This is a genomic window from Streptomyces sp. NPDC086077, assembly GCF_040686175.1.
Classification (GTDB): Bacteria; Actinomycetota; Actinomycetes; order Streptomycetales; family Streptomycetaceae; genus Streptomyces.
In genome coordinates, this window is sequence record NZ_JBFBJT010000056.1 from 1 (window position 1) to 14,373 (window position 14,373).

General features: G+C 74.2%; 12 protein-coding genes and 1 pseudogene. 6 read left to right on the plus strand and 7 right to left on the minus strand.

Translation table 11 applies throughout. The features are described from left to right. From AB0O67_RS18045 to AB0O67_RS18060, 4 genes and pseudogenes are all read right to left on the minus strand, one after another. A pseudogene (locus tag AB0O67_RS18045) lies at nt 1-184 on the minus strand (condensation protein); the annotation flags it as partial. Further along, nucleotides 181-4,521 carry an alpha-(1->3)-arabinofuranosyltransferase family protein gene (locus AB0O67_RS18050; protein WP_365451107.1) on the minus strand — a complete coding sequence of 1,447 codons (4,341 nt, stop codon included), beginning with the start codon at nt 4,519-4,521 and terminating at the stop codon, nt 181-183. The pseudogene AB0O67_RS18045 and the gene AB0O67_RS18050, both read right to left, overlap by 4 nt. Continuing rightward, a complete protein-coding gene (locus AB0O67_RS18055) occupies nt 4,518-5,228 on the minus strand; it encodes a class I SAM-dependent methyltransferase (protein ID WP_365451109.1) in 711 nt (236 codons plus the stop codon). The genes AB0O67_RS18050 and AB0O67_RS18055 overlap by 4 nt, the downstream gene beginning before the upstream one ends. A gap of 107 nt (nt 5,229-5,335) precedes the next feature. Further along, nucleotides 5,336-6,481, minus strand: coding sequence for a glycosyltransferase family 4 protein (locus AB0O67_RS18060; protein WP_365451111.1), 1,146 nt, complete (start codon nt 6,479-6,481; stop codon nt 5,336-5,338). 372 nt (nt 6,482-6,853) lie between these two features. Between AB0O67_RS18060 and AB0O67_RS18065 the strand changes: the two genes are divergently transcribed. Both AB0O67_RS18065 and AB0O67_RS18070 read left to right on the plus strand, forming a co-directional pair. Continuing rightward, nucleotides 6,854-7,006: a hypothetical protein gene (locus AB0O67_RS18065; RefSeq protein ID WP_365451113.1), complete on the plus strand. Its 153-nt coding sequence runs from the start codon at nt 6,854-6,856 to the stop codon at nt 7,004-7,006. 3 nt (nt 7,007-7,009) lie between these two features. Beyond that, nucleotides 7,010-8,341 (plus strand): helix-turn-helix domain-containing protein, encoded by a 1,332-nt coding sequence (locus tag AB0O67_RS18070; RefSeq protein WP_365451115.1) that lies wholly within the window; start codon nt 7,010-7,012, stop codon nt 8,339-8,341. Here AB0O67_RS18070 and AB0O67_RS18075 read toward each other — a convergent pair. Beyond that, nucleotides 8,272-8,427: a hypothetical protein gene (locus AB0O67_RS18075; RefSeq protein WP_365451117.1), complete on the minus strand. Its 156-nt coding sequence runs from the start codon at nt 8,425-8,427 to the stop codon at nt 8,272-8,274. The two genes, AB0O67_RS18070 and AB0O67_RS18075, sit on opposite strands and share 70 nt — an antisense overlap. Nucleotides 8,428-8,616: 189 nt before the next feature. On the opposite strand from AB0O67_RS18075, the gene AB0O67_RS18080 reads away from it, so the two are divergent. The 4 genes from AB0O67_RS18080 (at nt 8,617) to AB0O67_RS18095 (ending at nt 11,642) form a co-directional block, all read left to right on the plus strand. Then, on the plus strand, nt 8,617-9,237 hold the full coding sequence (locus AB0O67_RS18080) for a helix-turn-helix domain-containing protein (RefSeq protein ID WP_365451119.1): 621 nt from the start codon (nt 8,617-8,619) through the stop codon (nt 9,235-9,237). A gap of 196 nt (nt 9,238-9,433) precedes the next feature. Then, the gene (locus AB0O67_RS18085; protein ID WP_365451121.1) at nt 9,434-10,207 is read left to right on the plus strand and encodes an IclR family transcriptional regulator; all 774 of its coding nucleotides are present in this window, start codon (nt 9,434-9,436) and stop codon (nt 10,205-10,207) included. Next, complete coding sequence (locus AB0O67_RS18090; RefSeq protein WP_365451123.1) at nt 10,204-11,049, plus strand: SMP-30/gluconolactonase/LRE family protein; 846 nt, start codon at nt 10,204-10,206, stop codon at nt 11,047-11,049. Before AB0O67_RS18085 ends, AB0O67_RS18090 begins: the two co-directional genes overlap by 4 nt. A gap of 89 nt (nt 11,050-11,138) precedes the next feature. Continuing rightward, nucleotides 11,139-11,642: a tetratricopeptide repeat protein gene (locus tag AB0O67_RS18095; protein ID WP_365451125.1), complete on the plus strand. Its 504-nt coding sequence runs from the start codon at nt 11,139-11,141 to the stop codon at nt 11,640-11,642. 134 nt (nt 11,643-11,776) lie between these two features. On the opposite strand, the gene AB0O67_RS18100 is transcribed toward AB0O67_RS18095, so the two are convergent. Continuing rightward, a complete protein-coding gene (locus AB0O67_RS18100) occupies nt 11,777-13,183 on the minus strand; it encodes an FAD-dependent oxidoreductase (RefSeq protein WP_365451126.1) in 1,407 nt (468 codons plus the stop codon). Further along, on the minus strand, nt 13,176-14,363 hold the full coding sequence (locus AB0O67_RS18105; RefSeq protein ID WP_365451128.1) for an MAB_1171c family putative transporter: 1,188 nt from the start codon (nt 14,361-14,363) through the stop codon (nt 13,176-13,178). The genes AB0O67_RS18100 and AB0O67_RS18105 overlap by 8 nt, the downstream gene beginning before the upstream one ends. Nucleotides 14,364-14,373: the final 10 nt, after the last annotated feature.

Here is a 14,373-nt window from a genome sequence, read left to right on the forward strand (position 1 = left end):
GCCGGTGCAGGGCCTCGACGAAGGCCTTGCGCAGGCGGGTCGGGTCCAGCGGGCCGGGCAGGCGGACCTCGATGTGGACCGTCTCCGGTTCGCCGTCCTGCCGGCAGTGGCGGGCCACCTCGTCCACGACCGGGAACGGGATCCGCTGCGCCGGGCGGGGCGTCACGTCCTCCAGAGCGGTCATCGGCTGTCGTCTCCCCCCTCGGGTTCCGGGCTGCCGGGACCGCGTGCCGAGACGGGCGGTCCGGCCTCGGCGCGCGGGAACGGGTCCTGCGCGGGCCCCCGGCGCCGGGGCAGCGGTCGCGTCGGGGCCGTTTCCGGGGCCGTCGGCGGCAGGCCCGCCGTGGTGCCCGGCTCCGGGGCCACCGGCGGCAGCACCGCCGTCGTACCCGGATCGCCGGCCCGCTCCCGCACGCCCACCAGTGCCGCGAACAGCCCGGTCAACGCCAGCAGTTGGGCCACGGGGGAGAAGGCGCCCGTGCCCTGGCCGGCCGGCTCGCCCGCCCCGATCGCGGCCACCACGCCCGCTGCCGCGAGCGCCCCGAACGCGATCGGCACCAGCAGCGCGTGCCGTCGGTACGCCAGCACCGCCAGCGCCGGCACCAGCAGCGCGAACCACCCGGCGATCACCACGCCCACCAGCGTCAGCGCCACCGCGCCCAGCCACACCCCCGGCGCCGGGGGCACCGGCTGCGGCGCGTCGGGGTTGGGCGCGCGCCGGCGCCACACCACCAGGCCCACGAGCACGACCAGTCCGACCCCGCTGCCGATCAGCCCCGCCTCGTACGTGGTCGACGGCTCGTACGACAGCTCGACCGTGCCGCCCGCTCCGGCCGGCAGGCGCCAGCCCTGCTGCCAGCCGTCCAGCCGGACCGGCGTGAGTTCCTCGCCGTTCAGCGTGGCCCGCCAGCCGTCGTTGAAGTTCTCGTACGTCGTCAGGTACGAGGCGGCGCCCGCGCCGGCCGTCACCTCGCGGCGGTCGCCGAGCCAGTCCCGTATCCGCAGGTCACGGCCGGGGAACACCGGGTCGGTCACCGTGCCGCGCGTCAGCGTCACGTCCGTCAGGACCAGCGGGCCGGCGTCGCCCGCCTCGACGCGGTGCGCGCCCTCGGGCAGTTCCAGACCGCCCTCCGGGCAGAGGGTCACCTCCACCGGCCGGCGTTCCGTCAGGTCCCGTACGGTGCCCGAGACGCCGGTCCGGTACAGCTCGCCGTCGACCGCCAGCAGCGGCCCCCGGCCGCACGGCAGGGAGAACTCCCGGTCGGGGCGGGGCTGCGGGGTGCGGTAGCTGTCGAGGGCGGGGAGGTAGGCCTCGGTCAGGCCCACCGGGAGTTGCAGGTCCTCGTCGACGACCGGGTTGTGGAGGGTGAGCGGGGCCGTCTCGGTGACCGTGATGTCCAGGCGATCGGTCGTGATCGCCTCGAAGCGCACCCAGCCGTTCTCGTCCACGCCGGCGCTCGTGGCGCCGTCGGGGGAGCTGATGCGCACCTCGGTGGGGCGGCTGGACAGCCCGCCCGCCGCGGCCAGCACCAGCTCGCTCACCGGCTGCTTGCCCTCCCAGCGCAGATGGACCGTGGGCCGGTCACCCGCGATCCACGCCGTCGTCAGGTCGCCGTCGGTGAGGTTGCGCGCGCCCAGGCCCGCGCCCAGCCGGGCCGTGGAGTCGGCGGTGGCGGTGATGCGCTGTCGCTGCTCGGGCGCGATCTCGTAGAGCAGCCGGTCCAGTTCCTCGCCGGGCACCGGCACCGCGCTCGCCCTCACCTCGTACGTCCCGGTCCCGGTCGTCTCGAAACGGCGGTGCAGGCCCGCCTCGGTGCCGGTCGGGGAGAGGCCGGTGGGGTCGGCCGCGCGGTGCAGGGAGACGATCTCGGAGGCCGTCGCCGCGACGTCCGACGGCAGCCGCAGCAGACGCGTCACCTGCACGTCCGGCAGCCGGATCTCGGCGAAGCCCGCCCCGGTCAGCCCGGTCCTGCGGGCCACCGAGTCGGTGATCGTCAGCTTCATCCAGCCGGTCGCTCCCGCCGGGGCCTTCACGCGCTGCGTCATGCCGTTCGGCTGGAGGAAGCTCGTCACCGATCCACGCTCCGTCTCCACCCGCACCCGCGTGGCGGCGGCCCGCACGCTCCCCTGCGGCAGCGGCGTCACCTCGAACGACGACGGCATGTCGTACTCGGCCCCGGCGTCGCTCCCGCCGTCGCCCGTGCCCGCGAACTCGATCCGCAGCCACTGCCCGTTCGGTGAGTCGGCCGACCCCTCCGCCCACGCGGTGGCCGGGTCGCCGTCGAAGGCGCCCACCGGGTCGAACTGCGGCAGATGGAGCAGCCAGTTGCCGTACGAGGACGCCGTCACCGACCGCGCCCCGCGCAGCTCGGCCACCGTCTGATGGCCCACACCGGTCACCGGCAGGATCTGGTGCGGTGGCTCACCGGCGTCCTGATGGGCGTCGGGGGCGTTCCGCTCGTCCCGGGTGTACGTGTACGAGGTGTTGGCGTTGACCAGCCCGAACCGTGTGTCGGCGCGGCGCAGCCCGTCGCCGGTCACCTGGAGCTGCGGCCGGCCGAGCCCGGGATGGTTGTCGCCGGACAGCACGGTCGCCCGGCCGCGCAGCGTGGCGGCGAGCGGCAGCAGCGACTCGGGGCCGCCGGAGACGACCGCCGTGTCGGCGATCGGGTACAGGGCGGCCTGTCCGGGCCGGGTGACGTCCTCGCCGCCCGGCCGGTAGATCTCCACCGCCCGCTGGCGCGGGTACAGGCCCTCGACCTGGAGCGGGGTGTCGTCCGCGATCCGCCCGCCGGTCATGACCGGGCCGAGCCCGGTCACCCGCCGGTAGCCGGACTGCTCCAGCGTGCGCTTGACCGTCGTGGTCGGGACGGCGCCGATCTGGTCGGGGTCGAGGTCGCCCCGTACGACGACGTAGTGGATGCCCGCGCGGCTCAGGAAGTCGGCCAGGCCCGGGACTTTGGCACCGGTCAGCAGGGCCTGCTCGACCGCGTCCATCGCGCGGCGGTTGCCGGGGGTGCCGAAGGGGACGTAGTCCCGCTGGGCCCAGCGGGACCCGGCCAGCACGTCGAGGGGCTGGTCGATGGTGGAGCCCCAGGTGTGGATGCCGTGCGCGGTCGCCGGGACGACCAGGGCGCGGGAGTCGGGGGAGTACTTCTCCAGCCAGTCGGCGGTGGCCTGCCAGTACTTGGGGAGCTCCTGGAAGGAACCCGCGTTGAGGAGGGACCCGTTGACGTACGGCCACACCAGCCCCGGCAGCACCAGCACCGCCGCGATCAGCGGGGCGAACCGGCGGCCGCGTACCCGTCGGGCGCCGCGCGGTTCGGCGGCCACCGCCACCACGTGGGCGAGCCCGAGGACCAGGGCGAGAGCCAGTCCGGTCTGGAACTTGTAGATGTTCCGGAACGGCGCCAGCCGGCCGTCCAGCCAGGTCTGCACGGTCTCGTGGAAGGGCGCCCCGAACGCGCCGCCGTAGCCGGCGAGCAGGACCAGCCCGGTCACGAGCACGGTCAGCACCAGCCACCGCCGCTCCGGCATGTCACGCCGCGCCAGCCCGGCCAGCCCCAGCCCGGCGGCGAGCGCCGAGCAGACCACCACGAGCGCCGAGGACACCACTGTCCAGCCGGCCGGCAGCCACGCCTCGCCGAAGTGCAGATACGCCACCCAGTTCCCGGCGCCGCGCAGCGCCTCGGTGGCCGCCATGGTGTCGGTCGTCGTCCGTGCACTCTCGATGTACGGAAGGAAGTTCTCGCCGTAGGCGCCGAGCAGCAGCAGCGGGATCCACCACCAGGCGGTCGCCACGAGCACGCCCGGCACCCACCAGGCGATCAGCTTGCGCTGCCGGGGGCCGGCCGGGCGGGAGAGCAGATACAGGCCCACCGGGAGCAGGGACGCCAGCGTCGAGGCCGCGTTCACACCGCCCATGAACGGGATGATCAGCGCCGACCGCAGCGCGGCCACGCGGGCGCTGTAGCGCTCGCCGGTCAGCGGCAGCAGCACCCACGGCAGGAAGGCGCCGGGCAGCGCGGCGGCCGACGTCGAGCCGACGACGATCGTGAACAGCGGCCACAGCGCGTACGCCACCGCGGCCAGCAGCCGGGAGGCGCCGTTGCCGACGCGCAGCCGCTCGGCCAGCCGCAGCGCGCCCCAGAAGGCGACGGACACGACCAGCGACATCCACAGCCGCTCCGCCAGCCACACCGGCAGGTCGACCGCGCGGCACAGCCAGTGGAAGGGGAGCATCGGCCACAGATAGCCGGCGTACTGGTCCTGGATGCCGCCGAAGCCGCCCCGGTCGTGCCACAACTGGCCCAGGTCGGCGAGGAAACGACCGGGGTCGACGGTCACCCCGAGCTTGGTGTCGAAGGTCTGCCGGCCCGGCCGCACCGCCAGGAACAGCACGAGGACCACGGCCCAGAACCCCAGCAGCCAGCGCCGCGACCGCGGGCCCTCCGGGGGGCCCGCGGCGGTCACGGTGGTGGGGACGGCTGCAGGGGGAGGGGCCTGGACCGTGGTCGTCATGGGGGACACCGCCGGAGGATGAGGAGAAGGTTCCAGGTGGCCACCTCGCGGATGCCGGGCGCCTTGACGACGGCCTGCGTGAGGAACGGCCAGTAGCGGGAGCGCGCCGTGACGAGCGTGACGTCGCGACGGGCGCGCACCTGCCGCAGGGTGGGGCCGATGTGCACGGCGAAGAGGTTCTCGCCGAGGGTGTGCTTGGCTGACTTCCCGGTACGGCGGCGGTAACGGGCGCGGGCCCGCTCGGCGCCGAGGTAGTGCCAGGGCGCCCACTCGTGGCCGCCCCACGGGGAGAGCCAGTTGGTGAACGACACGTAGATCAGACCGCCCGGCCGGGTCACGCGTGCCAGCTCGCTGAGGAAGGTCTGCGGATCCGCCACGTGTTCCAGGACGTTGGAGGAGAACGTGACGTCGGCGGTCCCGTCGGACAGCGGCAGCAGGTAGCCGTCGGCGACCACCGTGCCGTCGGGCGGTCTCTCGCCGAGTTCGCGCACGTCGGGCTCGAAGAGGTAGGCGTGCGCGCCGCGCCGCCGGAACTCCTCGGTGAAGTGCCCGCTGCCGCCGCCGACGTCCACGACCACCCGCCCGGCCACCGGCCCGTCGTACGCCTCGACCTGGTCGGCGGCGTCCCGGGCGAGCAGCGAGTAGCAGGCGTCCGGGTCGTCCTGCTCGCGCAGGAAGGCGCGGAACAGGGCGAGGGAACGCCGCAAGGAGGGGTCCTTGAACCCTCGGTGAGGTGACGCCGTGGAGGGGCGCGGGGCCGTCGTCGACGTGCGGTCACCGCCGCCTGGGGCCGACCAGCCGCGCACGACCCGCGTCACGACGAACCCCGCACCGCTTCCGCGGCCACCGCACGGAACTGCGACACCGTACGGTCCCACCGGTACCGCGCGGCGTGTTCCCGGGCCGCCTTGCCCATCAGTTCCCGGCGATGTCCCGACAGGGCCAGCGTGCACCAGGCCGCCGCGAAGGAGGACTCGCCGGCCGCCAGGACGCCGGTCTCGCCGTCGACGACGGAGTCCCGCAGGCCGGGCACGTCGAAGCCGATCGCCGGGGTCCCGCGGGCGGCCGCCTCCGTCACCACCAGACCCCAGCCCTCCACCGCCGACGGATGCAGCAGCAGCCAGGCCGCGCACAGCAGCCGGTGCTTCTCCGCCTCGCAGACGTGCCCGGTGAACTCGACACCGGAACCGGCCAGCGCGGCGAGCCGCTCCCGTTCGGGGCCGTCGCCCACGATCACCAGACGGCCGCCGGTGACCGGACGGACCCGCTCCCACAGCCGCAGCAGCAGGTCGACGCGCTTGTACTCGACGAGCCGGCCGACCGCCACGAACAGCGGCTCGGGGGAGCGGTCGGCGCGCGGACCGGGCTCCTCGACGCCGTTGTGGACGACCCGGATCCGCTCGCGTGCCACGCCGAGCGCACGCAGTGCCTGGGCGGTGGACGGGGAGACGGCGACCAGCAGCCCGCGGGACTGCGGGCCGGTCAGCGCCCAGTGTTCGAGTCGCCGGCCGATCCGGGCGGCGGGCGCGAGCGGACCGCCGAAGCGCATCCCCCACAGGTCGGAGTGGACGTGGTTGACCAGGCAGAGGGTGGGTCCGCGGTGCCACAGCGGGGCCAGGTAGGGCATGCCGTTGCACACCTCGACCAGCAGGTCGCAGTCGCCGATCTGGCGCGCGAAGGCCGAGCGGGCGCGCAGATAGTGACCGTAGGGGCCGCCCGCCGAGACGACCCGGTAGTCACGGAAGGCCGCCGGGCCGCCGCACAGGAGCGTGACCTGATGCCCCTGCCGGGTCAGGCCGTCGGCCAGCCGGTCGACGAGCAGCTCGGAGCCACCCGCGGCCGGGTTGCCGAGGTCCCGGTGCGCGAGGAAGACGATGCGGCGCGGGGGTGGGGGGAGCGCCGGCGGGTGCTGCTGCGGCCGGGGGAGCGCGGTGCGCAGCGGCGGTACGTGCTGGGGCATGGGTGCTCCAACTCGTCTCGGGGTGCGGTACTCGATGTGCGGGAAAGGAGGGTCGCCTGTGGGGAAGGGAGGACTGCCTGTGGGGAAGGGAGGACTGCCTGTGGGGAATGAAGGTTTCTATGCCTGTCCTGAGCGGGGCCTGTGGACGGGATGTGCGCGGGGTGGGGTTGGACAGTTTTCGCCGAGGCGTTCGTCACGGCTACTCACGCGCATGACAATTTCGGGGCTTGTTGTACCTGACGTCACGTCACAACGTGAGCGTCGGTCCGATTCCGGGCCTTGACGGCGTCCCGGGCCGCGCAGACACTGGGCCGACGGGCAGCGGCGGGCACCGGGGTGGGACGACCTCCGGAGCAGAGAGGCTGACCCCGTATGTCCAGACTGATCGCAGCCACCGTGACCGTCGTGGTCGCGGCCGCCCTCGCCGTGGGCGCCGCGTTCGGCGTCGTCGCGTTGCTCGAAGCCACTCCCGAGCAGCCCAACAGCCCTCTGATCACCTACGAACAAGCCGGTCAGGAGCGCTGACCGGTGACCGCCCAGCCGGCAACCGTCACCCCGCCCGCCGCCACCGGCGCCGCCCGTTCCGCCTGGCACGAGGTGCCCCGGCTCCAGGTGCGCCGGTTCGCGGCGACCGCCAAGGCCGAGGCGCCCGAGCTGGCCGAGGAGATCCTGCGCGAGATCCGTCGCGAGTACCCGCACCTGCCGCTCGTGCTGGACGAGAACGGCGAGCCGATGGCGCTGGTCGGCATCCGGCGTGCCATCGAGGTGTTCGTGCAGCACCTGGAGCACGCCGACTACTCGACGGGCCGCCCCACCGTGCCGCCCGGCGTCTTCCAGGACTTCGGCCGCGGGGAGGGCCGGGGCGGCCGCACCCTGGACTCGCTCCAGGCGATCTACCGGATGGGGGTACGGCTGGCCTGGCGCCGCTTCGCCGACATCGGCCAGCGCGTGGAGATCCCGCCGCCCGCGATGTACGAACTGGTCGACGCGGGCTACGAGTACCTCGACGGCCTGGTCGACCAGTCCGTGCGCGGCTACGCCGAGGCCGCCGCCCGCCAGGCCGGGGAACGGCTGCGCCTGCAACGCCGCCTGATGGAGCTGCTGCTCGCCGAACGCCACCGCGGTGACCCGGCCGACGCCCTCGCCGAACGCGCCGCCCGGATCGGCTGGCAGCTGCCCGACAAGGTCGCCGTCGGGGTGCTGCTGCGCCCGGCACGGGAGGCGGTCGCGCCCGCCGTCGGGCAGGGTGTGCTGCTCGACCTGGAGTACGAGCAGCCCCGCATGGTCGTGCCCGAACCGGACGCCGCCGGGCGTCCCGAGCTGCTGCAACGCGCGCTCACCGGCTGGGCGGGCGCCATCGGGCCGCCGGTGCCGCTGGCCGACGCCGCGAAGTCGCTGCGCTGGGCCGAGGCCGCCGTACGCCTGATGGAACGGCGGCTGCTGCCCGCCGGGGAGGTGCTGTTCTGCACCGAGCACACCGAGGCCCTGGTGCTGCTCCAGCCCGAGGAACTCCTCGACGACCTGGCGCTGCGCTGCCTCGCACCGCTCGCGCACTGCGGGCCCGCGCACGCGCGGCGGCTCGCGGAGACCCTGCTGGCCTGGCTGGAGACGCGGGGCGGGGCGCCCGAGGTGGCGGAGCGGCTCGGTGTGCATCCTCAGACCGTCCGGTACCGGTTGCGGCAGATACGGGAGCTGTGGGGCGACGAGATCGACGACCCCGACCGGCGCTTCGAACTGGAACTGGTGCTGCGTGCCCGGCGGTTGCGCGGCGAGATCGGGCGCGGCGGCGCTCAGTCCCGCCGGGCGGCGCCCACCGGCAGGCGGGTGAGGTCGCGGCCCACCACGACACGGCCGGAGTAGCCGCGGCTCGCCTTGGCGTACCAGGTGGCGTCCGGGACGAGATGGGTGGCGCCCGGCACCAGATGGGTGAGGGCCAGCGTGGGCACACCGCCTCGGCGGCGCCCCGGCGGCGAGCACCGCCGCGGCCACGCCCGCGGCCACCAGCCGGGCCCGCCGTGAGGCCCCGGAGCGGACCGTACGCCCCCTGCGAAAAAGTGTCATGACTGACAGCATAGCCAAAGTGTCATGACTGACAGATTCTGTACCGTCGGTTTTCCGCCTGCGATACTCCTCACATGGCAACCCTCGACACTCCCCACGCCGAGCCTCGCGGCCGGCGCGAGGCTCACAAGGCGGCCACGCGCAAGGCGCTCCAGGAGGCGGCGCACCGCATGTTCGAGGAGCGCGGCTACGCCCGGACCACGGTGCGGGACATCGCGGCGGCGGCCGGGGTCACCGAGCGGACGTTCTTCCGTTACTTCCCCTCCAAGGAGGACCTCGTCCTCGACGAGACGCTTGACCTCGCCCCGGTCATGCGGGCCCGGGTGATCGCCCGGCCCGCCGAGGAGGACCCCTACGCCGCCGTGCTGGGCGCGGCCCTCGAACTCGTCTCCGACGGCGGTGTGGGCCTGATGTTCAGCGGCCCGCCGCAGCGCTTCCCCGGCCAGCCGGTGCGTCAGCTCCTGCCGGTTCTCAGCCAGTTCGAGACCGAGCTCGCGCAGGCCGTGCGGGAGCGGCTCGCGCGCCACGAGCCCGACGCCGCCTCGTCCCTGCGCGCCGCGGTGCTCGCGCGGGCCGCGATCGGCGCGATCCGGTCGGCGCTGTTCGCGTACGCGGCACTGCCGGAGGGGGAGCGCACCCTGGCCGTCGCCGAGGAACTGCTGCGCACGGCCTTCGGTCACCTGCGCACGGACTGAGTCCCCGGCGCCCCACCCGGCCCTGCAAGGCCATTGCCCAGGCAAACACTCCATGAGTAGCCTGTGTTCGCCATTCCGACCGCGTGTTGAAATATCGAACACGGAGCGGCCCGGATCGACGCACCGCTCAAGCCAACAGCACACCCAGCCGTAAGCCGCAGACGCAAGTCTCAGAACGCAAGGGAGGGAGCCGGCCGTGGGACGCCTCGTACCTGCCGTGACCCGGGCTCTCGACATCCTGGAGCTCTTCCTCGACGGGGACGGCACGCTCTCCGCCCCCGACATCGTGCGCAAGCTCCAGCTGCCGCGCACCACCGTGCACGAGCTGGTCACCACGCTCGCCGCCCGGTCGTACATCGTCCAGGTCCCCGGCCAGCCCGGCCGTTACCGGCTCGGGGTCCGGCCCTACCAGCTCGGCAGCCGCTACGCCGAGCAGCTCGACCTCGCCGCCGAGGGCCAGCAGGTCGCCCGGTCCGTCGCCGAGACCTGCGACGAGACGGTGCACGTGGCGATCCTGGAGGGTACGGACGTCATCTACATCGCCAAGGTCGACTCCACGCACGCCGTGCGCATGGTCTCCGCGGCCGGCCGTCGCCTCCCCGCCCACTGCACCTCCGTCGGCAAGATGCTGCTGGCCTCCCTGCCCGAGCCGGAGCTCGCGGCCCGCGTCCCCGACGGCGCCGAGCTGGCCGCGATGACGCGCAACAGCATCACCGACCCCGCGGGCCTGCGCGAGGTCCTCGCCGGCATCCGGCAGCGGGGCGTCGCCGTGGAGAGCCGGGAGTCCAACCCGGACGTCTCCTGTGTCGCCGCGCCGGTCCGCGACCGCACCGGCCAGGTGGTGGCCGCCCTGTCCATCTCGGTGCCGATGATCCGCTGGAGCGACGAACGCCGCGCCGAGCTGGAGCAGCTCGCCGTGAAGGGCGCGGCGGAGCTGTCGGAGCGGCTGGGCCACCGGAGCGCCGTATGACCGCCTACGAGGTGGCGGTACGGGCCGAGGCGACGCTCGGTGAGGGCCCGACGTGGGACGCGCGGGAGGGGCGGCTGATCTGGATCGACATCCTGGGCTACCGGCTGCACACCTACGACCCCGCCACCGGCCGCCGCACGACCCGCACCACGCACCAGCACATCGGCGCGGCCAAGCCCCGCGCGGGCGGCGGACTGGTCCTCAACCTCCGGGACGGAGTGGGCCTGCTGGACCCGGACGGCACCTTCCGCCGGCTGCATCACGACCCGGTCCCCGGCCGCCGCGCCAACGACGCCGCCGTGGCGCCCGACGGCGCGCTGTGGGCGGGCACCATGCGCTACGACGAGGCGCCGGGCGGCGGCACGCTGGCCCGGGTCGCGCCCGACGGCTCGGTGGAGGTCGTCCTCGACGACGTGACGGTGAGCAACGGCACCGGCTGGAGCCCCGACGGCCGCCTCATGTACTACGTCGACTCCCCGACCCGCCGGATCGACGTCTTCGACCACGCCGACGGCCGGGTGTCGCACCGCCGCACCCTGGCCCGGATCGAGGAGGGCGCCGGATTCCCCGACGGCCTCACGGTCGACGCCGACGGCTGTGTGTGGGTGGCCCTGTGGGACGGAGGCGCGATACGCCGCTACACGCCGGCCGGCGAGCTGGACCGGATACTCCGGCTCCCCGTCCCCCGCCCCACGGCCTGCGCCTTCGGCGGCGCGAACCTGACGGACCTGTACGTCACCACGGCCCGCACCGGCCTGTCGGCCCCGTCCCCGCTGTCCGGCTCACTGCTGGTCCTCCCCGACACCGGATCCGGCGTGGCCCAACCGGCGTTCGCGGGCTAGCGCCGGGGTGCGGTACGGCACGCCTGCGTGAGGCGGGAGGCGTCCCGAACTCGCTTGGTGGGGACGGGTGTTTCTGCAAAGCTGTGGCGATGACCACCACACCAGAATGGGAGCAGCGCTCCGCCGATCTGTGGGCCGCCATCGACGACTACGACGCGGCCGACTTCCGCGCCAAGGTCGGGGCGCTCGCCGACGAACTCCCGGAGGGCCACCCGGTCGCGTACTTCGAACGCGCCTGCGCGAACGACTCGACCGGTGTCGGCGAGGAAGCCGTGCCCCTCTACCGGCAGGCCCTGGACGGCGGCCTGACCGGCGAGCGCCGGCGTCGGGCCGTGATCCAGATGGCGAGTACGCTCCGCGCCATGGGGGAGGCCGAGACCAGCGTCGAGCTGCTCACCCGGGAACGGGACAACGGCTCCGACCACCTCGACGACGCCGTCACCGCGTTCCTGGCGCTGGCGCTGATGGACGTCGGCCGGGAGCGCGAGGCCGCCTCGCTGGCCCTGGGGGCACTCGCCAAGCACCTGCCGCGCTACAACCGCTCCCTCGCCAACTACGCGAAGATCGCGATCGGCGAGGAGCCGACCGCCTGACGAGTTCCCTCCGCCTGCGGGCGAAGGGGCGCCGTCCAGTCCGTCCTTCCGCTGCAACACCCCGTTCTTCGTTACCGCTCCCGACTGGAGGACGGCTACCGGCGCACGAGCCCGGCCCGCGGGACCGCCAGGGCCTAGGGAAGCCCCGCGGCCTTCCGCTCCTCGCTGGTCAACGGGGGGCCGGGGAGGGCCGGCTGCAGCGGCCCCAGCGCCGCCGCCAGCAGGACCGACGGGGCAAGCAGCACCTCCGAGCGCCGCTCCAGCGAGGTCACGTCGGTCACCCGGCGGGCGATCCGGCCGTTGCCGGTGGCCGTGTACATCAGCCGGTCGACGTACGAGGCCACGAGCCGGTCCCTGAGCGTGGGGCCGTCCGGGGTGGCGCCGGGGTAGAACACGTCCTGGCCGATGGCAAGGTCCCAGGCGGCGCCGACCGGCCGTGCCAGCGCCTTCTGGATCCGGCGGGACAGCCCGGGTGCCGCCCAGCCGTGGCGCCGCGTCAGGTCTCGCAGCAGCAGCGCGCTCTGCGCGGCGGCCGCGAGGCCGTGCCCGTAGACCGGGTTGAAGGAGGCGAGCGCGTCGCCGAGGACGGTGAAGTTCTCGGGCCAGTCCCGCATCCGCTCGTAGTAGTACCGGCGGTTGACGGTGGCGCGGGTGAACGACACCTCGGACAGCGCCTCGGCCCGTTCCAGCAGGTCGCCGATGAGCGGGTGCCGGAGGTCCTCGCGGGCGAACCGCGCGAAGTCGCCGGTCGCCGGGGAGGGTTGGCCGCCACGGGTGCCGGACAGGGTGACGATCCACCGGCCGTCCTCGATGGGCAGCAGGAAGCCCGCCCGGCCCGGTCCGCCGTCCCGCGGGTCGGACTGCACGTTGACGACCGGGAAGCCGGAGCGGGCGTCCTCGGGGGCGAGGTAGAGCCGGCTGGCGTACGCGAGACCGGGGTCCACCTTGCGCTGCGGGGCCGTGGGAAGTCCCAGGTCGGTCAGCCAGCGGGCGGCCGTCGAGCCGCGCCCGGTGGCGTCGACGACCATGCCCGCCCCGACGACCCGCTCCTCGCCGGCGTCGCGTCCCCGCACCCGGACCCCGGTGACGGCCGCCGCGGTGCCCTCAAGTCCCACCACCTGTGTGCCCTGGAGGACCTCGACCCGGGGGTCCGCGAGGACGTGCGCGCGGATCGTGGCGTCCAGCAGGTCCCGGCCGGCCAGGACCACGTGGTGGGACTCGGGCCAACGGCGGAACCAGCCCTGCCGGGACAGGGCGACCATGTCCGTCGTGACGGGCAGCCGGCGCGCCCCGGCCTCCCGCAGGGCCTCGGTGACACCCGGCACCAGGGCCTCCACCGCCCGCGCGCCGCCCGACCAGAGCATGTGGGCGTGCCGCGCCTGCGGCAGGCCCTTGCGGGGCGCGGGCCCCTCGGGCAGCACGTCCCGCTCCACCATGACGACCCGGTCGGCGAACTCCGCCAGCGCGCGCGCCGCGAGCATGCCGGCGTGGGATCCCCCCAGGACGACGGCGGTTCTGGCGGGGAGGGACGGTTCAGTCATGCGCGGACACACTCTCTGCCGGGGCGGCGGCGCGGGCGCGGACCGCCTTGATCTCGTCGGAACTGCGAAGGGCCTGGGACACGGCGTGGATCTCCCGGAGGAGGTAGGTGTTGTCCGGCTCCGAAGGAGGGGCGCTCCGGCCGTGGTCCCGGGGCCGTTCCCGGGCGGCGACGGCGTCCTGGATCGTCACGGCGGCGGCGAGGGCCTGCGCCCGGCCGCGCTCGAACCCGAGGTCGAGGGCGGCCTCGTACGCCCGTGCGCGCAGGTCCTCGTCGAGATGACGGGAGAGCTGGAGCAGCGCGTCACGGATGAACGTCTCCCGGCGGATCAGGCGGAGTTCGGCGGGGGCGTGCGGGGCGAAGGGCTCGCGGCCGTCGGTGGCGGAACGCATCAGCAGGCCAAGGGGGCGCAGTTGCCGGTGGCGGGCCCGGACACGCCAGTGCTCCTGGAGGTACTGGCCGGCGTGCGGGACGATGAAGCCGACCGCGACCAGGGTGGCGGAGACGCAGGCGGCCACCGGCGCCACATCGGTGCTCAGCCAGTCCAGGTCGTGACCGGTCCAGCGGGCCACGATGGCGGTGAGCTTGGACGCGTCGAAGAACAGGTTCGTCGCGTAGCCGACGCCCAGCAGCCGCAGCCCCCAGCGCAGCCAGGCGTCGAGGCCGTCGGTGCGGATCCAGTTCCAGATCAGCCGGGCCGTGATCGCGCAGGCCACGGTGTGCGCGGTCAGGTAGAGCATGATCTGCTCGCGCATGAAGGGGGTGGTGGCGTAGTACGTGTCCAGGTCGCGCAGGCGTTCCACGGGCGCGTCGGCCAGCCAGAAGAGCACCCACAGGGCGACGATCACGCCGGCGTAGACGGCGACGACCCAACGGACCGCGCGGCGTGTGCGGTTCGCGCGGTCGGTCAGGCCGTTGCGCCAGGCGATGATCAGCAGCAGCCAGGACGCGCAGAGCGCCGTGAGCAGGGAGTAGACCCAGGGCGCCGAGATGTTGGGCACTCCGGTCACGCGGTTCGTCCAGGCGATGGTCTTCGGGGCCGCGAAGACGAACACGGCGCACGCGAAGAGCAGCAGACCACCGACGGCCCGCAGCAGCGGGTCCCGCCACATCTTGATGATGCTGGGCAGTTTGATCGCCAGGGCCGCGGTCAGTACGAGGGCCGGCAGCCAGAAGGTCATGTGCACCTCG